Origin of the sequence: Hoylesella buccalis ATCC 35310 (assembly GCF_000177075.1) — a bacterium.
Classification (GTDB): domain Bacteria; phylum Bacteroidota; class Bacteroidia; order Bacteroidales; family Bacteroidaceae; genus Prevotella; species Prevotella buccalis.
The window spans coordinates 1-24,046 of sequence record NZ_ADEG01000049.1 but is presented as its reverse complement, the minus strand read 5'-3'; the positions used below and the strand labels follow the sequence as shown (position 1 = coordinate 24,046).

The window sequence follows — 24,046 nt, the reverse complement described above, 5'->3', positions numbered from 1 at the left end:
CTCACAGAACACAAAATATGCTTATTTATTAGGACAACTTATGTTTCACTAATAAATAAACAAATAGAGATGGAATTAGAAAAGTTTGAAGAGTTCCTAAGCCAAGGCAATATGGCAAAGAACACTATCTCGGCATATCTGTATGCCGTAAAGGAGTTTAGCTCTCGACACAAAGAGTTGAACAAGAGAAACTTGTTGGTTTACAAGACTTACTTGATTGAGACCTACAAGCCAAAGACGGTGAACCTTCGTATTCAGGCGATAAACAAGTATCTTGTATTTGTGGGCAAGGCGAAGCTACGCTTGAAGTCGGTCAAGGTGCAGCAGCGTTCTTATTTAGAGAACGTGATCAGCAACGCCGACTACATCTTTTTGAAGAACAAATTGAAGGGGGAAGACAATTTGGAGTGGTACTTCGTGGTGCGCTTCTTGGCTGCCACTGGTGCCAGAGTGAGCGAACTTGTGCAAATCAAAATAGAGCATGTTCAGGCGGGCTACTACGACATCTACACTAAGGGTGGCAAGATACGCCGCATCTACATACCCAAGACGCTGCGCGTGGAAACAGAAAAGTGGTTGCAAACTATCAATCGCACAAGTGGCTATCTCTTTCTCAATCGCTTTGGTGAGCGTATCACCACCAGAGGCATTTCGCAACAGTTGAAAAATCATGCCGTGAAGTATGGCTTGAACGAGAAAGTGGTTTACCCCCATTCGTTCCGCCACCGCTATGCCAAGAATTTCTTGGAGAAGTTCAATGACATTGCCCTGCTTGCCGACCTCATGGGACACGAAAGCATTGAGACGACACGCATTTATTTGCGAAGAAGTAGTTTGGAACAACAAGAAATTGTTGACAAGGTTATCACTTGGTAAATCAACAATATCATTTAATCAGAAAAGAGTAGAAAGAGACCTGAATCTCTTTCTACTCTATCATGTAAAATATTTATCTTATAGCATATATGGCTGGTTCTATAAATTACCACCGCATATAGTCATTAATTTTTTATGAAAAACGTTATTTCGCTTCCATCATCTTCTGAAAGTCATCCAATGAAATTTCCTTTTCATTCAATTTCACAGCGTTTTTCAAGGCTTGTGTCAGCTTCGTGTCTACTGCACGATCGATGAAAGCATCTACGCTCTCTTGCTTTTTCAGCAAATCGTTGACATAATTGTCGATATACTCATCGGGAACGTTGCTCATACCGTATTGTGCAAACTGGGCACGAGCGGCAGCACGCGCCACCTCTTTGATATCTTGGTCTTCTACCTTGATATCATGTGCTTTCACCAACTGCTCTTTAATCAGATGCCAAGTGAGCTGCTTGATGCTCTCGTCATAATTCTTTTCTACAAACGCCTCATCCTTATCGGGATTGTTTTTACGCATGATGCGCTTCAACAGTTCGTCAGGATATTCCAGTTTTCCAACCTTCTTTTCGGCATAAGCACGAGTATCCAACAAGAATTTGTAGTCGCTTTCGCCCTCGAGTTGTGCCTGCAAGCCCTCGGCTATCTTCTCACGGAATTGCTTTTCATCCTTCACAGCGTCCTTGCCGTAGATGTTGTCGAACAGTTCCTGATTCACTGCATGGTTTTGGAAACGATTGATCTCGGTGATTTGATAACTGAAGTCACCTTCATGGTCTTTCACCTGTTCTTTATCAACTTTCAGGAACGAAGCCAATTCTACATCGCTGGCGTAGGCCTTACGAGGATTAAAGGTGATGATGTCACCCAGTTTGGCGCCATCAAACTTCTTCTTTTCCTCTTCCACCTTAATATAAGAGGGCATCAACACGGCTGCCTCAACCGTCAAACCGCCTTCCTTGGTGTTGCCTTGCTCATCGAGCTCGCGCAGGTCACCCTTCAGCATGTCATTGCCTTCGAAAGTTTCCGCTTTGACATACTCGCCCATCCGAGCGGCAAACGAATCCACCTGCTGGTCAATCAGCTTGTCGTCAACCTGTATCTTGTAATAATCAATCTTGTTCTTGCCATTGAGCTCAATCTTGAATTCAGGCGCTACGGCGATATCAAAAACAAAGGTATAAGGAGCATCCTTCTCAAGATCCACCGCGTCGTGTTTCTCAGATGCCAAAGGTTCGCCCAGCATCGGAATGTTGTTCTCTTTGATATAATCGTAGACCTTTCTGCCCACCAGTTTGTTAATGACGTCCATCTTAACGGCGGGTCCATACTGACGCTTAATCATTCCCATCGGAACCTGTCCGGGACGGAAACCTGGCATGTTGGCCTTCTTACGATAATCTTTCAATGTCTTCTCGACATCCTCTTTGTAATCGGACTCTTCGACAGTCACGGTCAATTGACCATTGATCTTGTCGGGATTCTCAAATGAAATATTCATCTTTAAAGTTTTGATTTATGATTATTTTTGTTGTTTTCAAATGAATGGCAAAATTACGCATTTTTACCCTAATCTCCTAACTTCACTATGAATTATTTGATTTTTTAACGCAATTGCGGCAAAATAATCAGCTATAAATCAGACTGTTATTAACTCATGCAGATAAGCACACAAACCCTTTGCTTTAACCGCCTAAACTCATTGCATGAAGGGGCTAAAAGGCATGCTTTAAGAATCACGAACCATCGCCATTGTGCTACTAAGCAGATATTGAAAATAAAAGGCATGCTTTTATCTTCATTTATTTTCTTTTTCCTGAGGGCTGTTTTTCTTGTTTTTTTGTTGTGGAATCAGCTCTACAGCCTCTGCTGTCATGAATGGCATCACTTTATCATACGGCAACGTAAAACATAGCATGCCATACACATAGCCAGCTATCTCGTCGAGTTGATAAAGAAAAAAGAGACCATTTTGCCGCATGACAAGATGATCGGCAGGCAAGGGGATGCGTTTTACAAACAGCATGTCAGAAACTTTCATGTTGAAATTCGGCGTAATATCTTGCCCTAAATAGTCTTTAAGACCTTCGCACATCAATGCCTGCATCTTGTCAAGTTGAGTAGAATCAATGAGTTGTATCATTTTTCCGTCGGTTTTTCTAAAAGTGCGTGCACTCTGTAAGTGTTCACCATGCGCCCCACCCAAGAAGTTTTCAAATGCAATGCAATAGGTAAGAGCCTTGTCAGATTCCCATACCACGCTGCCAACGACTTCTTGAAACATGAGCATATCTGACCTTGTGCCAAATTCATTCGTCAAATTTTCAAACCCAGTGGTGTATTCTTTCATATAATGGGACAGCAAGCCCCTACCGTCTGTGATATCACCGCGATAGGTGTGAACACGAACCTCGGCATCGTTTGTCATATCTATATTGGGACAGAAATATGAAAGTTTTTCAAATAGATACCGCCCAATACTCTCTCTCACACTCTTTGAACCGCTGACTGGGAACTGAAATGTAAGGGAGTGCGTGTAAGCAGAATCTTTTAACACACTGTCGCGCAATGTAACAAACACCAACGAGTCTTCCGTGTCTGACACGATGCTGTCACCTACCGCAGCCATTTGGCTGTTTTTCTTCGCAGAGTTGTTGCAACTGGCAGCCACAAAGGCAAGCACAGCTATACACAATCCCAATAAGACACGGTTACTTTTCACCTTGAATAAATAACAATAAAACTTCTATGCCATCATTTTACAAACTTATTCCTCATTTTCGGCTTGCTTCACTTTCTTGAACAAATCGGAAGCAAAGACCAGGTCATTCAGCTTCTTGTTGTCCGAATTTGCCACATTATCTTTGTTGCCCGTCCACTCCACGTGGCCTTGATAGATGAAAGTAATATGCTCGCCAATCTCCATCACCGAGTTCATGTCGTGAGTGTTGATGATGGTGGTTATGCCAAACTCTTTGGTAATGCCCGACAGCAATTGGTCTATAATCAACGAGGTCTTTGGATCAAGCCCCGAGTTGGGTTCGTCACAGAAGAGATATTTGGGGTTCAGCACGATGGCGCGCGCGATGGCCACACGCTTCTGCATGCCACCCGACAACTCACCCGGAGCCTTGTCTTGCGCATCCAAAAGGTTGACACGCTCTAAACACTCTTGGGCACGCTTCACACGCTCTCGATAATTTTTCGTTGAAAACATATCTAAGGGAAACATCACATTTTCAAGGACGGACAAAGAGTCAAACAGAGCAGAGTTCTGAAACACCATCCCCATCTCCCGACGCATCATCACCTGTTCTCGCTTTCTCATCGCCACAAAGTCACGATCATCATAAAGCACCTGCCCGCTGTCGGGCGAGAGCAAACCAACGATGCTCTTCACCAACACTGTCTTGCCCGAACCGCTCTGTCCGATAATCAGATTGGTCTTTCCATCCTCAAATCGGACATTGATGTCGTGCAATACTTGTTTTTCGCCAAACGATTTATTTAAGTTTTTTACCTCTATCATAAACTCAACAACTCAGAAACTTTAAAGAACTCAACTCAGCAACGGAGTGAGGAACACGTCGGCAAACAGCACCAACACAGAACTGCTCACCACGGCGTTTGTGGAAGCCTCGCCCACCTCAACCGAGCCACCCCGCACCGAGTAACCATAGAAAGAAGAGACGCTGGCGATGATGAACGCGAAGACGATGCTCTTGATGATACTCATCCACACAAACCATACGTTGAACGAATATTGAAAACCCGCCGTCAAGTCGTCTGGCGAGAGCACGCCACTGTACGCTGTACCGTAAGCGCCAATGATACCGGCAACCGAGCTGAAGATTACCAGGAAGGGCATGATGGTAATCAATCCGGCTATTTTGGGAAGAATGAGGTAGCTGGCCGGATTCACACCCATGATATCAAGGGCATCAATCTGCTGCGTCACTCGCATGGTACCCAACTCAGAAGCGATGTTAGACCCCACCTTTCCAGCCAGAATCAAACACATGAACGCGCTTGCAAACTCCAACAAAAAGATTTCACGGGTGACATAACCCGTGGTCCACCGAGGCATCCACGGACTCTGTACGTTGACTTTCATCTGGATACAGATGACAGCACCGATGAAAAACGAAATCAACAAGACGAGCGGTATCGAATCGACACCCAACTGACACATCTCTTTGACATAACGCTTGAAGAACATGCGCATGCGCTCGGGTCGCCTGAACGTGCGCCCCATCAGAATCAAGTACTCACCGAAAGTGGTCAGATATGTTATCAACAGCTTTATAATCATTCTTGATGCGAGTTTGAATACCTTTTGCAAAAGTAATTAAATTCATCTACATTCACCCATAAATCCTTTTGTTTTTCTCTCAAACAGCCATTTATACCTCCCGTGATTCGTGCTTATAGCTATCGCTGCGAAAAAGTCAAAACGACACTTTATACGCAGTCATATTCACTTATTCTCCAGAACAGCTTGGCTGATTAAAAATCGAAGTGAGATACGCCAAGCACATGAAAGTGTTTTTGCAAGAAGATTTATAATCATTGAGCACCACGGTTGCGTATGTTCCGCATGGCGTTCATTTCATCCACGCCCTTTAATCCAAATTTGTTTACTATAATTAGAGTTAAAAGCTAAGAAGTTTTTTATGCATAATCATGTATGTTCACAACGATGCTTGTCTCTGTATTCAAGAGGAGTGATACCCATTCGTTTTTTAAACATACGCGCGACATTCTTCGCATCAGAAAGACCTGTTGATAATGCAAGTTCTGCAATTGGTGTATCTGTGGACACCAATTTGTGTTTCATGTGTTCAAAACGTAAATCTAAAATATACTGATGGATAGAAGTTCCAGTTTCTGCTTTGAAGGTTTTCTCCAATAAGCGACGCGACATAGGGACAAGTTTGAGAAGGCGATCCACTGAGAGATTGTCTGCATAAAACTGATGTATAAATGATAAAACGGTCAAAATATGCTTGTTAGAAGTCATAAATATGTCGGTTGACCGTCTTTCAACTACTCCCATATAATCGACCATGATGTTGTCAACTCTTTTATAATTATGATTTAATACATGGTCGATATATTGTGCAGAATTGTAGCCTGCACGGCGAACATCAAGACTAATACTTGACAGCAGGGGATGGGTGAGCGTGCATGTAATTTCATCATTATCGACACCTAAAACAGCAATTTCAGATGGAACTTTGATTCTAAGTAACCGACAAACTTCAAGAATCACGCTGGCTCGTGTGTCATCGCAGGCCAGAATTGCCGTGGAGGAAGGTAATTTACTCAGCCATTCAACCAGGGGTTCCAAGTCATAATACCACAGATATTCAAGTGACTGCTTTATATAGATAGAAGGTGAATGGTATCCAAAAGACTTAATAGTATCTGAGAAGCCTTTACAACGTTCTTGGCTCCATACCGCATTTGCATAGCCATAGAAAGCAAAATTTCTAAAGCCTTTTTTTATGAAGAACTCAGCAGCCAAATTGCCTTGGCCTATATAATCCCCCGTAATATTAGGTATGTTCTGGAATCGTTGAATAAAATCTTGTGCAAGTGCTATTATTCCGTATTCAGCAAAGACACTAACATCATCATTGCTGTTGAACTGTCCTATGATGGCGTCTGCTTTCCATTGTCTTGCCCATTGAAGCACTCCTTCAATACCATGCTCAACACGGTATGAAGGAGGCATACGACATATAACCCAGGGCTCGTGAGATTGGGAATAATCAAGTATTCCCCGTAATAATTCCGTTGCGTAGGTTTCTGTGAAATCTATAAGCAATATCAGACGTATCATGTAATGGTCTTCTATTTAATTTTTATCTCACTGATTCCAGCCAGATTCCACCCGTCAGCCTGTAGCTTCAGGCGTTTGGTATCAACTCCTTTGGGAAGATTGCATCTTATATTCCTATTTTCACCTGGTTGCAAAGTGATGAAGTTGTCTGTGTAATGTGCAGGATACACAAGATGCCCCTTCTGGTCAGTAAGGGCAAGGCGTATGAGTAATGCAACCACTTTATTAGGATTATTCACACTAATATTGATACTTTTCCCTTCGACATTGTTACTTGATTCGGCTTTGAAGTTAAGCTTCACTCTTTCAAGTTTTGCAAGAGCGGAATAGTCAGCGTATTTCTTTATTGGAGTTGTTATCCAGTCGGTAGCTTCCCAATCATAAATATCCATTTGTTCTGCGAAAACGTACTCGTTGGTGGAAATCGTATTATGTTTCGCATCTGTGAGTTTCAAGAACAGAAAAGCGTTTCCCTTTATTTCTGGCGTATTAAATATGATTTCATGCTTCTGACCAGAAATAGAAATATCAGTACTTTGTTCATCGATCAGACTTCCGTCCAAAGAATATATTTTCATGGATGCATGAACATGTGCAGGAAGTATCGACTCATTGACAGCGACGATTTTTTTTGATGCGTAGTTATAAATCAACTGTATTGGAGAGTTACCTTTTTTCACCGAATAATATGACGCATTTGGCTGCCCGTAGTAATCGTATAGTTGCCAGTACAATCCTGGACGCGCAGAATTAAGCATCCATTGCACAATGCCCGTAGAGCGTGGAGTGTTCACACGAAAAGCTTCAAACATTGCCTTTGTACTCTCATAATTGGCTAAATCTGCCTTGTGTAAGAAATCGTCTAAGGTAGTTGGCGTACCATAACGCGAGGAAATGACTTTCTGTAGATGGTTAAGAGAATTCATGGAAGTTTGAGATGCCGTACAATGATATTCCCAAGTCTCGTTAATCGGCCATAGATTTTTGCCTATCATACGTTTGAGTGACTCTTTCTGTGGAATTTGTGCTCCAATGCCAGTTTCTGTATTAAAGCCAAACGCGCCGCCTGGAGCCTCCTGTGCATACCAATATGCCGGTCCAACATAATCGTATGGTCCTTCCATTTTCATGCCTGCGGTTCCAGACAATTGGCTTTCTAATTTCTTTGCAGATGTGACTATCGAGCGAGAGGGATCAAATCTACGAAGTAGTCGCTGATAATTCTGTTCAAGTTTAGGTACAGGTATCTTGTCGCTCCCAACAAACCAGCAAATAATACTTGGATGGTGGCGCAACCAAAGCAATTGGTCATGAAAATATTGTGTCATCAAACGTATGTCATTCTCCGATGTCATACATCCATATAAATCATCACAGGGTTTTCCAAGGTATACTTCCCACTCCCAATGGCATGTCCAACCAGGAAGTACCATTATACCGAGAGAGTCACATCGATTGAATATATCTTGCGACTTTCCCCAAATATTTTCCATTCGTATTGCATTAAGATTCATGTCACATACTTTATAGAGTTGCTCTGCATTTGTCTCAGGCGTATCTCTCATAAAAATATCATCGGTCCATCCGCCTCCTCGAATAAGCACACGCTTACCATTGAGAGTAAATCCACGGTCGCCATCTGAGGTGAAATATTCTCCTACCTGACGGATACCAAACTGGAAGGACTTAGAGTCTTGAACTTTCCCGTTGGATAAGAACGTGAGGTCCATTTTATATAGTTCCGGCGTTCCTAAACCCCGGCACCACCATAACCTTGGATTTTTTATATGTAGTTGCTTTACCTGGTCAGGCGTAAGAGTCAACAGCCGTTGTTCACCAGCATGTAGAGATATAGGATATGTAAACTCAACTTCTCCGAACGATGCATGTATTTCACCATGAACCTCGTGATCGGACAAATTGGTTATTTTAGTAGAAAATGTCAACCAAGCTTCGTCAAGCGTGGCCATGTTCACCTCACTGAACACTGCAGGACTTGTCAACATCACATCGCCACAGGTAACAATACTCACTGGCCGTATGATTCCCATACTTTCATCGGCTGGTCTTGGATTCCAGTCCACATATCCTGCATTGGGCTCGCCAGGCATGGCCCTATATACTTGAATCTGGAGAGCGTTCTTCTCTTTCGCAACAGAAGTAATATCAAGTAAATAGCGACGATATGTGCCATACACAACTGAGGTGTCTGCTATTAGGACCCCATTGAGTTTAATGTTTGCACGGTAACTGATTCCATCAAGCTTTAAGAAGACATGCCCCTTCCGATCATTTTCCGTGAGACTGAATGTATTGGAGTACGTCCAGGGCTTGTCAAACCGTGTGCGGTCTATCTGCTTATAGGCGGTTCCTTCAAGTATACCGTCGTATTCGCCATTGTCTGTCAAGACACCCATAATGGTTGATGGCACAGTAGCTTTGTATCGACCCTGCAAGATCCATCCATTTTTTAACTCAAGTATGCGAGCTGGCAAAGTCGTTACTCCAAGATAGAAAAGCAGGGAGAATAATGCAATGTGTCGCTGTATATGTACTAATGTCCCTTTCATTGTCTATTGGTTTTATAGGTTGTTCTATTGCGTTTGAATTTTAAATAAGACTGCCAGCTCCTAACAGTGCCGCATCTTGTAATCTGGTGGGCCTGATTTGTAGAAGCTTTGTCGATTTCGGATATGGGAACGACTTAATCACTTCATTCATGGATTGCTCGAACAGAGAGAACGCTTGTGAAATGCCTCCGCCAAAATAAATCGCATCTGGATCGTAAGCAAACATCACCATCTTGACCATGTTTCCCATGTGGCAGCCAAACTCACGCCACTTTTCAATAGACTCGGCATCACCATTCGTTGCCAAACTGTAGAGCTGTAGAGCTGTTTTATGGCAGAAGCGAGAAAAGAACATACTGCCACAATAATGTTCTACATCGCTATCCAGATAAGGAAGTGAGCCTATCTCACCAGCGGCCCCATTTGCTCCTCTATACAATTTTCCATTTATGACTACGCCACAACCAAGTCCTGTTCCCAGAGTAATCCCAACCATGTGCTTAAACTTGTTGTCTTGTTCATGAAGTGAAACGCCTAATGCAAAACAGTTAGAATCATTTTCGACTGCTATTGGTACATTGTAGCGCTTGTGCAGAATCTCCTTCAGTCTCACCTCTTTCCATGAAGGAATGTTTGCCGTGTTGTAAACAATGCCACTATCGCTATCGACAACTGATGGTATTCCCACTCCTATCGACTCTATATTTTCATCAAAGAGTTTATCGATAATACCACATAGCGCATCTACTACATCTTGTAAAGAGCCATCTGCGGGACATTGCTCCTGCTCTTTTTTCAAGATACCGTGCTTGTTTATGAGGGCAGCACGTAGATTTGTGCCGCCCACATCTAATCCTATTTTCATTTATTCAAAGATATCAAGTTATCATTTGGCACAGAGCATCCAGAAAGTAGCATCATTCCATACTTCTGCATCTGGGGCATCATAGCATAACACCAATTCTTTGTCTGTAAGCTTGAGTATTTCAAACGTGGTGATTTTTTTATCAGGCTCATAAAAAGCATGCCCCGAAAGCATTGTGACACCAGTAAGGGTGAGTTGGCCTATTGACCATTGCTTTCCATTGTTAGGATTTACCTTTGTGGCTGTCATGTCAAATGAGAAGTGTCCTTTCTCAAGAACCTTGCCATTGACATCTACCTTGGTAACATTGGCTCCGCCATTTAAGTCGAACACAAGAGAACAATCTCTGTCTTCCAGCTCACTGAGTGGCTTCACATCCCATGAAGGATTATCCTGCGTGAGCCAGCCACCAGTGCCATAGACCGCCTCGTCCGTATTATCAAAATTCCACGTCCAAGTTTTACCTTTTGCTCCATTTCCCGCAAACAAAATCCATTCTTTTTGGATGGGATGATCTATCTGATTGATGTGAACAGACCGCTCAGTTTCTACCTGTCCACCATCGCACATACCTATGAATTTCACCTTAACATCACCAATGTATGGCATGATTATGGTGTCACATTGGCGTGTAGACACGCCTAAGCCTGTATCCCAATAGGCAGCCGTGCGTGGCGTGTTGTTTCTTAGGATTATGGCGTTACTTCCTTCTTTGACATTGGTTACTTCAATGTCAAGCTGTTCTGGTGACAATATCGCCCCCATTGGTTGGTCATCAATCAACGGGTCGCATGCTGCTAACGAAATGGCAATCGTTAATGTAGCAAATATACAAAATCTTTTCATGATAAATATTGTTTTGGTGAAGTGATTATGGTTTTAAACTCTCAGTACCCCATCCAGGGTTTTGCTGAAGAACTCCGTTTGAGAGGTCTATCTGTGTCTTGGGCAATGGAAGTACTCCCTTGGTTGCCTGAATGCGTGCCTTTATTCCAGTAAAGTCCATCTTTTCGTCTACAAGATTATTTTTTACCTTTACATTGTTCTGATTCGCTTCCAGGACATCTCCTGCGATATGCCAGCGTAATAGATCCCAATATCTTAATCCTTCGAACGCAAGTTCCCAATGCCGCTCATTGCGCAGGTTCTCATCCGAATATGCGACATCGGCAAGCCCTGCACGATGCCGAACGTGGTTCAGGGGTACAGCATCTTGCTTAAGCTCTGCCTGCATGAGTAAAACATCAGCAAACCGAAGCACATAGATGTCTTGCATGTTGTTGATCTGATAGTCAGGATCAAGAGAAGGATAGAGTTTCATGTAGAAGTTAATACTTTTACCATTTTCATCAATACAGTTGAAAGAAGCATATTTCTTTGACCAATATCCCGTTTCATTCATCTGCCTGTCATTTCCCCACACATAATTAGGCATTTCCTTGCTTACATTCATTATAGAGCCATCGCGACGTAAATCTCCAACAGGCCAGTCTGTATATGTTTTTGAATTAACTGGGCCAGCACCCCAGCCCAATCCATACGGAAAGTTTGACATCATGTCAGTTCCTTCACGTGGAGTAAAGAATAAACAAATACGATTTGCTCGATAAGAAGTGCCGTCATTCCATGAGGTTTGTGTAGAGTGCTTGATGACAAACATACTCTCAAGATTATTGCCTGATTCTCCTACCCAATGCATATTTCTTTCTTTCACAAACGGATAATCCTTTGCTGTATATTCATTTGTATATGGCCAAAGACTGTGGAAATCGGGAACGAGCCCATAGCCACTATTTTCCACACAATCATCGATGTACTTTATCACCTCTTCTTTTGTCAATGTACCATCAATAAGCGGCATGCTCTTTTTCCCATAATATCCTGTATAGTAAAGAAAGACACGTGCAAGCATACCCTCAGCAGCCCAATGGTTGGCGCGACCAAGCATTGATGCGTCTGATGGACTATAGGGTATTGCTGGCAAACACTCTATAGCGTTTATCAAGTCTGTTCCAATCTGGGCGTAGAGGTCTTCTTGTTTGGCTCTGGGCAGGTTCTCTACTTTTGTCGAGATTACAAGCGGAACAGTTCCGAACATCTGGCATAATTGGAAATAGAAATAGGCCCTCAAGAAAGATGCTTCTCCGCGAGCTTGTTTTTTTATGTCATCACTGACTTTCATTCCAGCCAATTGCTCTATGAGAAAATTTGCTCGATATATACCACGATAGTTCTGTCTCCATGGATCTGCAAACATATTTTCATCCGATTTCAGTAGTAAGTCTACAGCAGCCAAACGACGGTCGTTAGCTCCTCCGCCGCCAAACCGGTCATCAGATAAGAGCTCAGATGTAATGAAAAAGCACTGTCCTTCTTCGCCATCTGTAGTTTTGCGTAACTCGTGATAAATCGAGATTAGTGCTGATTGAATATCTGCTTCTGTCTTGGGAAAGTTAGAGCTGTCCTTTTTCGTCAAGTTCTCTGTGTCAAGGTATTGTTCACAACCTGTCGACAATAATAAGAGGAATATGCATAAAAAAATATTTTTCATCTGTCTGCTTTTTATAAATTATTAATCACGTTCCATTGAAATATGAATAAATAGGCCGTCAAAACTTTACGTTTACACCAACAATAACTGTACGAGGGGTTGGATATGATCCTACGTCAACGCCGCTAACCCATGTTTCATATCCACCGTAGCCAACTTCTGGATCCATTCCCGAATAGCCTGTAATCGTGAAAGGATTTTCTAATGTAAAATACAAACGCAACTGCTGTAGAGGGATATGCTTGAAAAGCTGCTTGAAATCATAGCCAAGGGTAACATTCTTAAGGCGTATATAATCGGCATTTTCCATGTATAAGTCCGACACAAATTGCCAGTTAGGTGAAGTTCCCGTAGTGAGTCGTGGAATTCGATTTGATGAACCTGGGCCATGCCATCTACCAAAAATTCTTGAGGTATAGTTTTGACGCGGATAGTCAACAAACGAGCGATAAGATTTCATGATTTGATGCCCAAAAGCTCCATGTAGGGTTGCACTAAGATCGAAACCTTTATACGATGCCGCAAGACCAAATCCAACCGTTACATCTGGATGTGGGTTACCAATCATACCCTGGTCATGTTCATCTATGACATCGTCCTTATTTCGGTCTACCCATATAATATCACCTGGGCGGGTTCCTTCAAGTTTTGCTCCGTCATAAGCTTTAATCTGTTCCTCCGTCTGGAATATACCCGCCGTTTGGTACCCATAGAAGTAACCAATAGGATATCCCTCCTGGGCACGGTATATCTCTGTCGTTTGATAACTCAGTATGTTGTTAGCTCCATGAATAATTCCCTCTGAATTAGCAATATGGGTAACCTCATTCTTGTTATAAGCCATATTCCAATTGACGTTATATTTTAAATTGCCAATCCGGTCGTTCCAGTCAAGCGATAATTCAATGCCACTGTTACGTACATCGCCACCATTAATAAACGGAGCACCAGTTCCATAGCTATCGAGAATAGGAGCTTCGACCAGCCAGTCAACCGTATTTTTAATGTAGAAGTCGAAAATCAGCCCAAGTCTATTCGTTAAAAAGCGGGCATCGATACCAAGATTAAGTTGTTCAGAAGTCTCCCATGTAAGGTCTTTATTTGCAAGAATATCAGGATAGGCTCCCTTTACGATCGCAGTTTTGTTAGTTCCAAAAACATAATCAGCATCTGAGAAAGATATGGTAGAAAGATATTGAAAGGCAGGTATGTCTTGATTGCCATTTTGCCCCCAGCTGGCTCGGAACTTAAGATAATCTATCAACTTGCGCGCCGGTTGAAACCACGGTTCTTCAGAAGCAATCCATCCTGCCGATACCGAGGGGAAACATCCCCAACGATGACCACGAGCAAAATTAGAGGATCCATCAGCGCGGATGACTGTTGTAATCATATATTTCCCATCATAGTCGTAATTCATACGACCAAAGAACGATGCTAACTTGCCTATTCCCCATGGCCATCCTGAAATTTGAGAACGTCCCGTTACTACAGGAGTATTACTAAGATATGCATGTTTGAAATCGCCGAATATTGAATTGTAATTAGAACCATAAATACCTTCACCCATTCCGTTCTTTTCGAGTGATTGGCCTACGAGCGCATCGATAGAATGCTTTCCAAACTTTGCTTTATAAGACAGCGTGTTCTCCCAAAGAAGAGCATTACCCGTATTTAAACTTTGATCCACTTGATTCTCTGTTGCAAAACTATTGCTGGCAAGCTTGTACTGTGGAATAAAACTGCGGTCTGTGCTTGCACTGAGTTTGTAACCAAAGTTTGATTTTAGACGCAATCCTTTCATAAGTTCTAATTGAGCATAGAAATTTACTTGTAGGCCATGTGTCTTAGAAAAATTCTGTCCACCTGTATAATCCATCAAACCTATGGGATTAGGCTCACGCGACTCCCATGGAATAGCATAATGATATGAGCCATCACTATTTAAGTTTGGAAGAAATGGACTTGAATGCAGAAGATTACGAATGTCATTATTCCACATACTGCCAATATTTATACCACTGCGCTCTGAATAAGAGTAAGTAAGATTCTCACCTACCGAAAGAACGTTAAGGTTCCCTGATTTTATAAGGATATAGTCTGAATTTATGCGTGCATTATACCGTCTATACACAGGTGCAACAGGCTTTCCAATGATACCATTCTGTTCTGTATACGACAAACCAAGTGAATAGGTAGACTGATCCGTTCCTCCAACGATATTAAGGCTTTGATCTGAAACTATAGCATTCTTGTTTAAAGCTTCATCCAGCCAGTTTGTGCCTTTCCACTCTCCACTTTTAATTTTATCCCAGTCAGGCACAAGTGCAGCAAAGTCAAAGGCAGAAAGGCCGTCCATATAGCGCGCTTCATTCATGATTGAAGCGTATTCTTGAGCGTTAAGAAGATCTGGCATACGGTACACATTCTGCCAACCCACATAGCCGTCATAGCTGATTTGCGGTTTACCCTTTCGTCCTTGTTTCGTTGTAACAAGGATTACGCCATTAGCAGCACGACTTCCATAAATGGCAGCCGAAGCAGCATCCTTGAGTACATCAATAGATTCTATATCGCCCGGATTAAGAGCGTTGATATCGCCGCCCGTGACTCCGTCTATGATATAAAGCGGTTCGGCAGATCCTGTAGTGCCTAATCCGCGAATGGTCACTTTAAAACCTTCACCAGGCATACCTGAACTGGAGATAATGTTGACGCCTGGTGCTTGGCTCTGCAGTGCGCCAAGAACGTTGACTGTGTTTAGCTTTGCTATATCGTCACCTTTCACCTGGACTGTAGCGCCGGTAACAAGTTTTTTCTTTTGAACTCCATAACCTACTACCATCACTTCGTCCAAAGAGTGGGTATCTGGTTTCATGAATAATTTTACAGGATTGTTCTCCTGCACTTCGATGGTGGCCGCCTGAAATCCAACATAACTAAATTTCAATCTTGCAGGAAGTGCGGTCTTTAACACAAAGTTCCCATCAATATCGGTCACGGCTCCTGCAGAAGCCCCCTCCACATGGACACTAACCCCAGTGAGCGGCTCCTTGTCGTCAGCACTAAAAACAGTTCCACGAATGGGAATAATTTGCTGTGCACCTAAGGGGATGTACCACAACAGCAAAAATACACATAGACTCAGAATGCGCCCAAACTGTATGGAACACGAGTCATTTGTTTGATTCATTTTTATTGCCATAATTTTGTAATTTAGATAAGGTTAATATTTAATTGTTTTTTGCAAAATTAGGCAATAATTTTATCCAACGGGTTCTTTTTTTGCGTATAAGAATCTTGTTTTTGCGCATATAAGTACTTGCTGATGTCAAATTTGCAAGACTTTCTAAGGGTGCATCAAATACGAAAACACCAACAATGCCGAACTGCAAAAGGGCATCGAATTGATCAACAAAGAGAATTCAAGCTCCAAGTTCAAAGGTGACATTGGTGGAACACGCGGTTGGTGGGACAACCAAAAGGCTGCCAACTTCTAAGCCTTACGCCTGACATCATAACCAACAAGGAGTTTTCACTGGCCTGACAGACAGCGAATCTCCCTTGCTGTTTTGTGGTTCTTTTTTCAAAAACTGGCAACAAACCAACATGCACTCCCTTTCTATTCTGATAAATTTTTCTATCTTTGCAAAAGATAGGCTACGCCTTAACAAAGTGAATAAAAATCAAGATACAGCATTCATGAGTGAGCAAATAGAAACGGAAGTACAACAACAGGAAAGCGAAAGCTTGGTGCTGCGTACCGAAGGACTGGTAAAACGATATGGCAAGCGCACGGTTGCCAACAAGGTGAGCTACAATGTGCAACAAGGAGAAATTGTTGGTCTGCTGGGACCCAATGGTGCGGGAAAGACCACTTCGTTTTACATGACAACAGGCTTGGTGATTCCCAACGAAGGGCATGTGTACCTCAACGAAGAAGAGATTACCGAATATCCCGTCTACAAACGCGCACAGGCTGGCATCGGCTACCTGCCGCAGGAGGCCAGCGTGTTCAGGAAGATGAGCGTGGAGGACAATATTCTGTCGGTTCTGGAGATGACCAAACTGTCCCGACAGGAGCAGTTAGACAAGTTGGAGAGCCTGATCAACGAGTTCAGACTGAACAAAGTGCGCAAGAATAAGGGCGACCAACTGTCGGGAGGTGAGCGCCGACGCACGGAGATTGCCCGCTGCCTGGCCATCGACCCGAAGTTTATCATGCTCGACGAGCCGTTTGCCGGCGTCGACCCCATCGCCGTGGAAGACATCCAGCACATTGTATGGCGACTGAAATACCGCAACATCGGCATCCTCATCACCGACCACAATGTTCAGGAGACGCTGACCATCACCGACCGCGCCTATCTGCTGTTCGAGGGAAAAATCCTGTTCCACGGCACACCAGAAGAGTTGGCTAACAACAAAATCGTTCGAGAGAAATACTTAGGTAGCAACTTCATCCTCCGCAAAAAAGATTTCCAACTCATTGACGAAGAACGAAGGGCAAGAGAAGAGTGAGGCTATTGTTTATCTAAGGTACCACACGCCCCCACTTTCAACCATCGGAACCACAATTTCTTCACTCGTGCTGTCACCGAAGCTAAGCACCAGAAACACGTTGGCAGCATGTTTCTGCATGTCGGTTTTGGCATCTACGATACGAATGTCCTTGATGCCGCGATGCTCTTCGTTCTGCTGGCTCACATACATCTTGGTATTCGTGATGAGCTGTTCCCGATAGGTGTCTGGAATGCTGTCGGGACGGTAGTGCCCGTCCACGAACGAGGCAATATTGCCTTGAAGCAAATATCCGTAGTATTCCTTGGCTGCGCGTGCGGCCACCTCACCTTGGTCTACGCCTTTGGAAGTGCAGGCAGCGACAGCCATGAGTAAGGCTATGTAGAGTAGTTTACGCATCATCATAGGGTTTCGTTCTCTGTTCTTTTGATATCGACAAAAGTACTAAAATTATTTGAAAGCGCAGAAGAGAGCATAAGATGCACCAAAAGTTTATCTACGCCGTTTCCTCTTAACTGGGGCGAAGTATGATTTATATGCTTCAGCGATATCCACAGAACTGACCACTTGAGGATTCTTGCCCGGCTTATAAAGAATCATGCTACCAAACGCTATCGTATCAGCTTGGATTATCTCACCTTTGGGAAACAGGATGTCAGTATAGGTGGCTGGTACGAGAATGGCTTTTTGTCCGTTTCTTTTCATAAATTCCCCAGCCTGGTAAAGATAATAGTTCACGTCATCGGCCACAACATAAAAATCATCTTCATTCCTTGCCTCTTTCTTCATCTTTTCTATGCGTGCATCTGAAATAACAGGTTCTAACACACACGCTCGTTGAGGCACCTTAAAAACTTTCTTCACTATAGCCTTATGCTGCGCAAAGGCCGCTGACGCCCCCAACAAGAGCATCGCCTGTACACACAGGACGATTATTTTCTGACACCAATAGAAGGAGCATGTTTTTACTTTCTTCATCTATTTTTCTATATCTACCAAGATATTGAGATATTGTATTTTTAACAGGGAGTTAACAGGAGGTAACTGGAGTTATGGGGGAGTTAACAGACATTAGTCCATTAACTCCAGTTTACTCCCAATAAAAAAACATTTGTCCATTAACTCCTGCTAACTCCAATTTACTCCCAATTACTCCCGAGAAAAAAAATTACTTCTGTCGGATGAACACGTTGATGGGACAGCCCGTCAACGTCCAATTCTCGCGAATCTTGTTCTCCAGAAAACGACGATAGTTCTCCTTGACATACTGAGGCAGATTGGCATAAAACACAAACGAAGGAATCTGCGTGTTAGGCAACTGCGTGCAATATTTTATCTTGATGTACTTTCCCTTGATGGATGGCGGTGGCGTTTCCTCGATGATGGGAAGCATTACCTCGTTGAGCTTGGAGGTTCCGATGCGCAACTTACGGTTGAGGTACACCTGCTTAGCCGTTTCCAGCACCTTGAAGATGCGCTGCTTGGTGAGGGCAGAAGCGAAGATGATGGGGAAGTCTGCGAAGGGGGCCATGCGCTCACGGATGGCGTTCTCGAAGGTCTTGATGACCTTGTGATCCTTATCCTCCACCAAGTCCCATTTGTTAACCACCACTACCAACGACTTATGGTTCTTCTGAATGAGCTGGAAGATGTTCATGTCCTGCGACTCGATGCCTCGTGTGGCATCAATCATGAGGATGCACACATCACTATTCTCAATGCTGCGGATGCTGCGCATCACCGAATAAAACTCAAGATCTTCTGAAACTTTACTCTTTCTACGGATGCCGGCTGTATCGACCAGGTAGAAGTCAAATCCAAACTTATCAAACCGCGTGTAGATGCTGTCACGCGTGGTGCCCGCTATTTCGGTCACGATGTGACGATCCTCACCGATGAAGGCATTGATAAGACTGCTCTTGCCAGCATTGGGTCGGCCCACGACGGCAAAACGGGGGATGTCTTCTTCCAGCGCTTCCTTATCATCAGCCGGGAGCTTCTCCAGCACCAAATCCAGCAAATCACCCGTACCACCACCCGTGGCAGCACTGATGCACTGTGGGTCACCCAAGCCCAACCGATAAAACTCGGCTGCCGTATAATACTCGGCACTGTTGTCTACCTTGTTGCCCACCAGAATGACGGGCAGCTTTGTTCGACGTAAAATCTGTGCCACATCGGCATCCCAGTCGGTCAATCCGTTTTTCACATCCACCATGAAGAGCACCAGGTCGGCCTCTTCGGTAGCCACGATAACCTGCCTGCGGATGGCGTCTTCAAAGACATCATCCGAGTTGACCACCCAGCCTCCGGTATCCACCACGGAGAATTCACGTCCGTTCCAACTACATTTTCCATACTGGCGGTCGCGAGTTGTGCCGGCAGTATCACTTACAATCGCCTTGCGCGACTGTGTTAAACGGTTAAATAATGTGGACTTACCTACATTGGGACGTCCAACGATTGCTACTAATTTTGCCATATTGAAAAAAAAGCCTCCCCCAACCCCTCCAAAGGAGGGGAGTGTGTCATAGTGAGTTATATTAAAGCCTCCCCCAACCCCTCCAAAGGAGGGGGGTATGTCATAGTGAGTATATTAAAGCCTCCCCCAACCCCTCCGAAGGAGGGGAGTTAATTACTGAGAGTATATTTTTATCTGCACGTTAAGAAATTCTTTCACTTCGATAGCCTGCTCCCCTCCTTCGGAGGGGCTGGGGGAGGCTTATTTCACTCCGGATTATACCCGAAGCTACTGAGTTCTTTCTGCGAGCTGCGCCAGTCTTTATCCACCTTAACAAAGGTTTCGAGGTACACCTTCTTGTCAAAAAACTTCTCCAGGGTTTTGCGCGCCTCGGTGCTAACCTTCTTCAGTGCCACGCCCTGATGACCTATGATGATGCCTTTCTGCGATTCGCGCTCCACATAAATCACCGCGTTGATGTGAATTTGCTTGGCCGACTCCTTGAATTGCTCTACCCTCACCTCCACCGAATAAGGTATCTCCTTGTCATAATACAGTAAAATCTTCTCGCGGATGATCTCACTGACAAAGAATTTGGCGGGCTTATCCGTCAGTTGGTCCTTGTCAAAATAAGGAGGACTGTCGGGAAGGAGTTCCTGAATGCGTTTGAGCAGCATGTCCACGCCAAACTTATTAGCAGCTGAAATGGGAAGAATCTCGGCATTGGGCAGCAGCGCATGCCACTTCTCCACCAGCTGGCCAACTGTCTTTTGGTTGCTCGCATCAATCTTGTTGATGACCAAGATGACCGGAATGGTCATCGTCCTCACCTTCTCAAGAAAGTCGGCATTCTTCTCCGGGTCTTCCACCACATCAGTTACATACAACAGGATGTCAGCGTCGGCCAGGGCCGATTCAGAGAAAGCCAGCATGTACTCCTGCATCTTGTAATTGGGTTTCAACACGCCTGGTGTGTCCGAGAACACAATCTGCATGTCGTCGGTATTCACGATTCCCATGATTCGATGCCGGGTGGTTTGGGCCTTGAACGTCGCAATGGAGATGCGCTCGCCCACCAACTGGTTCATCAGCGTCGACTTGCCCACGTTTGGGTTGCCCACAATGTTTACAAAACCTGCCTTGTGCATAAGCTGCTACTTGTTTGAGAAGAAAAAAGCGCATTCTTTACGTGGAAAGGATGCGCTTTCTTATTCTGGAATTTCACAATTCGTTATTTCCTCGTCACGGCGTCAGCGCCATCGTAAGCCCACTTGAAGAATGAAGCTCCGTGTACGAATCCGGCTCCGAAAGCGGTGAAGATGACGTTGTCACCCTTCTTCAATTTGCTTTCATAGTCCCAAAGAGCCAACGGAATGGTTGCGGCACTGGTATTGCCATAGTGCTGAATGTTGATAGCTACTTTGTCCATCGGGAGCTCAGCGCGTTTGGCCACAGCCTCAATGATGCGCAAGTTGGCCTCATGAGGTACCACCCAATCCACATCACCTGCCGAAAGGTCATTACGCTTCATGATCTCCAACACATCGTTACTCATGTCAGTCACCGCATAGCGAAACACCGACCGTCCCTCTTGATAGAGGTAGTGCAGATGATGGTCAACCGTGAAGTGTGAGGCAGGACAAACGCTGCCACCGGCCTTCATGTGCAAGAACGGAAGTCCTTTACCATCGGTGCGGAAGAACATGTCCTGCATGCCCAGCTCTCCATCCTCGGATGCTTCTACCAAAACGGCAGCTGCGCCATCTCCAAAGAGAACACAAGTCTGTCGATCTTGGTAATCGACGAGCGATGACATCTTGTCCGCTCCGATGACAATCACTTTCTTACAACGCCCACTCTCCACGAAGCTACAGGCCGTGCTCAGCGCATACATGAAACCGCAACAAGCTGCTTCCAAATCATATGCGAAAGCGTTTTTCAGTCCCAGCTTACCCAACACGATAGATGCCGTGGAAGGGAATTTGTAATCGGGCGTTGTCGTTGCAACAATGAGTGCGTCAATGGTGTCGGGATCTACCCCGGTTTTCTGAATCAACTGCTTGGCAGCCTTACGCGCCAAGTAACTGGTTCCAAGGCCTTCTTCCTTCAGGATGCGGCGTTCTTTGATACCAACACGAGTAGTAATCCATTCGTCGCTGGTGTCAACCATTCGTGAGAGTTCCTCATTGTCGAGGACATAGTCAGGAACGTATCCCCCAACGCCGGTAATAATCGCGTTGATTTTTCCCATTATTCAGCTACTTCCTTTTCAATCGCAACTTTACCTCTGTAATATCCACAAGTAGGACAAACAGTGTGGTAAACATAGTATGCACCACAGTTAGGGCAAACTGCCAATGTAGGAGCTACAGCCTTATCATGAGTTCTTCTTTTCAGTGTACGAGTCTTCGACTGTCTTCTTTTAGGATGTGCCATTTTCTTTTAATCTTTAATTATTGTTTTTAATTTTTCTAATCCAGCCCAGCGCGGATTCACAGCCTCTTCACCGTCCTCCAAACTACTTCGGGTAGCCGAAAGCTCCTGCAGCTTTTTCGTCATCTCAGCATTGCATTTTCCAGGTGCATGCACATGCTTGATGGGGACGCTGAGATCTATAAATTCATAGATAAACCACGAGATGTCGAGCACGCCTTCGCGCTCAGGCACCACGATTAGGTCATCATCGTCTGAGTATTCTTCGCCAAATTTCGCCATGAGCTTATTTTCCGTATCGATGGGTTGTTGCATCTCATCAAGACACAAGTCACAGGTCACGATGACGAACCCCTGGATATGGAAGGATAGCTCAAAACTGCCGGCTATCCTGCGTATGGACAGTGCGACAGAAAGATTGCCTTTTTGGATGTCAGGAGCCTCGATGGCTTCAAAATACGCATCGTCAAGCTTGAACTCATAGGTCGCAACCTGATCGGTCAAAGCTTTCAAGTCAATCTTAAACGGCTTTAAATCGCGCATAATTATACTTTGGAGTGCAAAGTTACAAATATTTTCCGACATGTGGACAAGTTACACATAAAAAAATCATTTCTTCAGCTCAATCCTGAAAGTTGTCCCTTTGTTCACCTCCGAGTTGCTGACCCATATTTTACCTCGATGGTACTCTTCTATGATGCGTTTGGCCAGCGAAAGTCCCAGCCCCCATCCACGTTTCTTGGTGGTAAATCCGGGACGGAAAACATTTCTGATATCTTTTTTCCTGATGCCTTTCCCAGTATCAGACACCTCTACAACGACCTTCCCAACGGCGTCTTGCACACGGATGGTGATTCGTCCGTGCTCTCCTCCCATGGCATCCACAGCATTTTTACACAAATTCTCGATAACCCACTCAAATAGCGAGGGATTCATGCGCACCATGAGTTCGTCTGCGTTTTCGGGCAACTGGGTTACGATTTGGATGCCCTGCGATGTGCGGCGGCTCATGTAAGATATCACATGCTGCATCACCTCACGCAAGCTGTATGGTTCCAATTCGGGCATCGAACCGATTTTCGAGAACCGATCGGCAATTAATTGCAGACGCTTCACGTCCTGTTCCATTTCGGGAATTAATGCATCATCAGGATAATTCTCCTTCAAAATTTCCGTCCAAGCCATCAGACTGGAGATGGGGGTGCCCAACTGGTGAGCGGTTTCTTTCGACAGTCCCACCCAAACCTTGTTTTGCTCGGCTCGTTTGGAGGTGAGCAACGCAAAAATCACCACCACGGCAAAGATGAGCACCACGCCCAACTGCACGTAGGGATAAGAGGCCAATCGCTTGAGCATCAGTGAGTCGTCGTAGCAAACGTCAATGTAATCGTCTTTCACACGATCATTCAAAGAAATACGAATATAGTGGTTGGCAGCTTTTTGACGATTGCCCAAGGTCTTGAGGTAAGCCGTGCTGTCCTCTCCTGACCGGTTCTCAAGGCTGATGTTGCGATAGGTCTGCACATCACCCGTTGGGTCCATGACGATGACAGGAATGGTATGGTTCTCGTTGAGCACCTTCAACACCAGGTTCAGATCTGTGTTCTCATCCGCCTGGTTGAGTGTGCGCATAGCTTCGGCCCATACTTCCATCTTGTTGCGCTCTTCGTTCTCGAGGTCCCTGATGAGGTAATGAGAAACCACGAGCGACACCACCGCTATAAGTATAGCGGCCACAACGAGGATGAGTTTTACCTGCCTGATGCGATCTGTCCATTGCATAGTGTTACAACGGATGAACCAAGTAAATATTGTATGGTATCATTAGGCCAATTAGCCCAATAAGCCTAATAAGCCTAATTAGCCTATAAGCCTAATTAGCCTAATAAGCCTTATTAGCCTGATATCAAAAAAGCCTCCAGGC

20 protein-coding genes are annotated in these 24,046 nt (G+C 44.4%); 2 read left to right on the top strand and 18 right to left on the bottom strand.

Features of this window, described 5'->3' with window-relative positions; translation table 11 throughout:
* Nucleotides 1-69 precede the first annotated feature (69 nt).
* Entirely contained in the window at nt 70-876 is an 807-nt protein-coding gene (locus HMPREF0650_RS05740; RefSeq protein ID WP_004349076.1) for a tyrosine-type recombinase/integrase, read from the top strand.
* Between the two features lie 145 nt (nt 877-1,021).
* Here HMPREF0650_RS05740 and tig read toward each other — a convergent pair whose 3' ends face one another.
* The 10 genes from tig to HMPREF0650_RS05690 all read right to left on the bottom strand — a co-directional run bounded on the left by tig (nt 1,022) and on the right by HMPREF0650_RS05690 (nt 15,912).
* On the bottom strand, nt 1,022-2,377 hold the full coding sequence (tig, locus tag HMPREF0650_RS05735) for a trigger factor (protein ID WP_004349075.1): 1,356 nt from the start codon (nt 2,375-2,377) through the stop codon (nt 1,022-1,024).
* Nucleotides 2,378-2,674: 297 nt separating this feature from the next.
* On the bottom strand, nt 2,675-3,598 hold the full coding sequence (locus HMPREF0650_RS05730) for an RsiV family protein (protein WP_155813587.1): 924 nt from the start codon (nt 3,596-3,598) through the stop codon (nt 2,675-2,677).
* 45 nt (nt 3,599-3,643) lie between these two features.
* Nucleotides 3,644-4,405 (bottom strand): ABC transporter ATP-binding protein, encoded by a 762-nt coding sequence (locus HMPREF0650_RS05725; RefSeq protein ID WP_004349073.1) that lies wholly within the window; start codon nt 4,403-4,405, stop codon nt 3,644-3,646.
* Nucleotides 4,406-4,435: 30 nt separating this feature from the next.
* Nucleotides 4,436-5,188 carry an MlaE family ABC transporter permease gene (locus HMPREF0650_RS05720; protein ID WP_004349072.1) on the bottom strand — a complete coding sequence of 251 codons (753 nt, stop codon included), beginning with the start codon at nt 5,186-5,188 and terminating at the stop codon, nt 4,436-4,438.
* A gap of 369 nt (nt 5,189-5,557) precedes the next feature.
* On the bottom strand, nt 5,558-6,721 hold the full coding sequence (locus HMPREF0650_RS05715) for an AraC family transcriptional regulator (protein WP_004349070.1): 1,164 nt from the start codon (nt 6,719-6,721) through the stop codon (nt 5,558-5,560).
* Between the two features lie 11 nt (nt 6,722-6,732).
* Nucleotides 6,733-9,291, bottom strand: a complete 2,559-nt coding sequence (locus HMPREF0650_RS05710; RefSeq protein ID WP_004349069.1) for a glycoside hydrolase family 2 protein — start codon at nt 9,289-9,291, stop codon at nt 6,733-6,735.
* Between the two features lie 40 nt (nt 9,292-9,331).
* Complete coding sequence (locus HMPREF0650_RS05705; RefSeq protein ID WP_004349067.1) at nt 9,332-10,156, bottom strand: ROK family protein; 825 nt, start codon at nt 10,154-10,156, stop codon at nt 9,332-9,334.
* Nucleotides 10,157-10,177: 21 nt separating this feature from the next.
* A complete protein-coding gene (locus HMPREF0650_RS05700; protein ID WP_004349066.1) occupies nt 10,178-11,002 on the bottom strand; it encodes a hypothetical protein in 825 nt (274 codons plus the stop codon).
* 25 nt (nt 11,003-11,027) lie between these two features.
* A complete protein-coding gene (locus HMPREF0650_RS05695; RefSeq protein WP_004349064.1) occupies nt 11,028-12,707 on the bottom strand; it encodes a RagB/SusD family nutrient uptake outer membrane protein in 1,680 nt (559 codons plus the stop codon).
* A 58-nt stretch (nt 12,708-12,765) separates the two neighbouring features.
* Nucleotides 12,766-15,912, bottom strand: coding sequence for a SusC/RagA family TonB-linked outer membrane protein (locus tag HMPREF0650_RS05690; RefSeq protein WP_004349063.1), 3,147 nt, complete (start codon nt 15,910-15,912; stop codon nt 12,766-12,768).
* A 497-nt stretch (nt 15,913-16,409) separates the two neighbouring features.
* On the opposite strand from HMPREF0650_RS05690, the gene lptB reads away from it, so the two are divergent.
* Entirely contained in the window at nt 16,410-17,228 is an 819-nt protein-coding gene (gene lptB, locus HMPREF0650_RS05685; protein ID WP_040562602.1) for an LPS export ABC transporter ATP-binding protein, read from the top strand.
* A gap of 9 nt (nt 17,229-17,237) precedes the next feature.
* Here the strand turns inward: lptB and HMPREF0650_RS05680 are convergent, their stop codons facing one another.
* From HMPREF0650_RS05680 to HMPREF0650_RS05650, 8 genes are all read right to left on the bottom strand, one after another.
* Complete coding sequence (locus HMPREF0650_RS05680) at nt 17,238-17,627, bottom strand: DUF4878 domain-containing protein (protein ID WP_040562601.1); 390 nt, start codon at nt 17,625-17,627, stop codon at nt 17,238-17,240.
* Nucleotides 17,628-17,720: 93 nt separating this feature from the next.
* Entirely contained in the window at nt 17,721-18,206 is a 486-nt protein-coding gene (locus HMPREF0650_RS05675) for a hypothetical protein (protein ID WP_004349057.1), read from the bottom strand.
* A 190-nt stretch (nt 18,207-18,396) separates the two neighbouring features.
* Nucleotides 18,397-19,710 carry a ribosome biogenesis GTPase Der gene (gene der, locus HMPREF0650_RS05670; RefSeq protein ID WP_004349056.1) on the bottom strand — a complete coding sequence of 438 codons (1,314 nt, stop codon included), beginning with the start codon at nt 19,708-19,710 and terminating at the stop codon, nt 18,397-18,399.
* 245 nt (nt 19,711-19,955) lie between these two features.
* Nucleotides 19,956-20,837: a GTPase Era gene (era, locus tag HMPREF0650_RS05665; protein WP_004349055.1), complete on the bottom strand. Its 882-nt coding sequence runs from the start codon at nt 20,835-20,837 to the stop codon at nt 19,956-19,958.
* 83 nt (nt 20,838-20,920) lie between these two features.
* Nucleotides 20,921-21,940 carry a beta-ketoacyl-ACP synthase III gene (locus tag HMPREF0650_RS05660; protein ID WP_004349054.1) on the bottom strand — a complete coding sequence of 340 codons (1,020 nt, stop codon included), beginning with the start codon at nt 21,938-21,940 and terminating at the stop codon, nt 20,921-20,923.
* A complete protein-coding gene (gene rpmF / locus HMPREF0650_RS12715; protein ID WP_081454857.1) occupies nt 21,940-22,125 on the bottom strand; it encodes a 50S ribosomal protein L32 in 186 nt (61 codons plus the stop codon). The genes HMPREF0650_RS05660 and rpmF overlap by 1 nt, the downstream gene beginning before the upstream one ends.
* A 6-nt stretch (nt 22,126-22,131) precedes the next feature.
* A complete protein-coding gene (locus tag HMPREF0650_RS05655) occupies nt 22,132-22,665 on the bottom strand; it encodes a YceD family protein (protein ID WP_004349052.1) in 534 nt (177 codons plus the stop codon).
* 66 nt (nt 22,666-22,731) lie between these two features.
* Nucleotides 22,732-23,904: a sensor histidine kinase gene (locus HMPREF0650_RS05650; RefSeq protein WP_004349051.1), complete on the bottom strand. Its 1,173-nt coding sequence runs from the start codon at nt 23,902-23,904 to the stop codon at nt 22,732-22,734.
* Between the last annotated feature and the right edge of the window lie 142 nt (nt 23,905-24,046).

Excerpts from the sequence above, each read along its gene's own strand:
- HMPREF0650_RS05740 (WP_004349076.1), top strand. The coding sequence starts at position 70 with ATGGAATTAGAAAAGTTTGAAGAGTTCCTAAGCCAAGGCAATATGGCA.
- tig (WP_004349075.1), bottom strand. The coding sequence starts at position 2,377 with ATGAATATTTCATTTGAGAATCCCGACAAGATCAATGGTCAATTGACC.
- HMPREF0650_RS05725 (WP_004349073.1), bottom strand. The coding sequence starts at position 4,405 with ATGATAGAGGTAAAAAACTTAAATAAATCGTTTGGCGAAAAACAAGTA.
- HMPREF0650_RS05720 (WP_004349072.1), bottom strand. The coding sequence starts at position 5,188 with ATGATTATAAAGCTGTTGATAACATATCTGACCACTTTCGGTGAGTAC.
- HMPREF0650_RS05715 (WP_004349070.1), bottom strand. The coding sequence starts at position 6,721 with ATGATACGTCTGATATTGCTTATAGATTTCACAGAAACCTACGCAACG.
- HMPREF0650_RS05710 (WP_004349069.1), bottom strand. The coding sequence starts at position 9,291 with ATGAAAGGGACATTAGTACATATACAGCGACACATTGCATTATTCTCC.
- HMPREF0650_RS05705 (WP_004349067.1), bottom strand. The coding sequence starts at position 10,156 with ATGAAAATAGGATTAGATGTGGGCGGCACAAATCTACGTGCTGCCCTC.
- HMPREF0650_RS05700 (WP_004349066.1), bottom strand. The coding sequence starts at position 11,002 with ATGAAAAGATTTTGTATATTTGCTACATTAACGATTGCCATTTCGTTA.
- HMPREF0650_RS05695 (WP_004349064.1), bottom strand. The coding sequence starts at position 12,707 with ATGAAAAATATTTTTTTATGCATATTCCTCTTATTATTGTCGACAGGT.
- HMPREF0650_RS05690 (WP_004349063.1), bottom strand. The coding sequence starts at position 15,912 with ATGGCAATAAAAATGAATCAAACAAATGACTCGTGTTCCATACAGTTT.
- lptB (WP_040562602.1), top strand. The coding sequence starts at position 16,410 with ATGAGTGAGCAAATAGAAACGGAAGTACAACAACAGGAAAGCGAAAGC.
- HMPREF0650_RS05680 (WP_040562601.1), bottom strand. The coding sequence starts at position 17,627 with ATGCGTAAACTACTCTACATAGCCTTACTCATGGCTGTCGCTGCCTGC.
- HMPREF0650_RS05675 (WP_004349057.1), bottom strand. The coding sequence starts at position 18,206 with ATGAAGAAAGTAAAAACATGCTCCTTCTATTGGTGTCAGAAAATAATC.
- der (WP_004349056.1), bottom strand. The coding sequence starts at position 19,710 with ATGGCAAAATTAGTAGCAATCGTTGGACGTCCCAATGTAGGTAAGTCC.
- era (WP_004349055.1), bottom strand. The coding sequence starts at position 20,837 with ATGCACAAGGCAGGTTTTGTAAACATTGTGGGCAACCCAAACGTGGGC.
- HMPREF0650_RS05660 (WP_004349054.1), bottom strand. The coding sequence starts at position 21,940 with ATGGGAAAAATCAACGCGATTATTACCGGCGTTGGGGGATACGTTCCT.
- rpmF (WP_081454857.1), bottom strand. The coding sequence starts at position 22,125 with ATGGCACATCCTAAAAGAAGACAGTCGAAGACTCGTACACTGAAAAGA.
- HMPREF0650_RS05655 (WP_004349052.1), bottom strand. The coding sequence starts at position 22,665 with ATGCGCGATTTAAAGCCGTTTAAGATTGACTTGAAAGCTTTGACCGAT.
- HMPREF0650_RS05650 (WP_004349051.1), bottom strand. The coding sequence starts at position 23,904 with ATGCAATGGACAGATCGCATCAGGCAGGTAAAACTCATCCTCGTTGTG.